Genomic DNA, 758 nt, shown 5'->3' with positions numbered 1-758 from the left:
TGGTCAGAAACTGGCATCAGGTTCTGCCGCACCAAATCTGCCGCTAAAAATAAGCCAAGCCGGTCAAGCCGATAGCTATTTTGGTTCTGGCTCGATGTTATCGGGCATGGTTACACGATTTTTTGATAACCATTCCTACGGCGATTTATGGGTGATGCCGCTAGAAGATAATAAAGAAGGCGTTGCTGCTACCGGCTCGCTGGAAATCACCAATGCACCATCAGAATCCGGCATCATTTCACTGTATATTGGCGGGCAACGGCTTGGTATTGGCGTGTCGTCAACGGATACCCCTGAGTCGATTGCCACACACCTGGCATCCGTGATCAATAACACCTTAACATTGCCTGTCACGGCTTTGATTAACGATGCGAAAAAAACACAAGTCGACATCATCGCCAAACACAAAGGTGAATGCGGGAATGCGATTGATCTGCAAGTTAACTACAACACCGGTGAAGTTCTGCCTAAAAATCTCACGATCGCCCTCTCCCCAATGACAGGCGGTGCTGGCAATCCTGATCTATCAAGTCTTTGGTCAAAACTCGGCGATACCCATTATCATTTGTGTGCCTTTCCCTATACGGATGCATCCAATCTTCGCGCACTTTCGACAGAACTCATGAGTCGCGCCGATGCGATGCGTCAGATTGAAATGATGACCTTTATCGCACATAACGGCACCTTTGGTGAATTAAGCACGGTAGGCAACAATCAGAATTGCCAGTACTTAAGCATCATGAACGCCTCTAAAAGTC

Annotated in this window: 1 pseudogene; it reads left to right on the top strand. The window is 47.6% G+C overall.

What is annotated here, in order from left to right:
* Positions 1–758, top strand: a pseudogene (locus GY683_RS06510) (hypothetical protein); the annotation flags it as partial.

The sequence above is a fragment of the Moraxella sp. genome, from assembly GCF_024227015.1.
GTDB lineage: Bacteria > Pseudomonadota > Gammaproteobacteria > Pseudomonadales > Moraxellaceae > Moraxella.
This window is presented reverse-complemented; position numbering and strand designations above follow the sequence as displayed.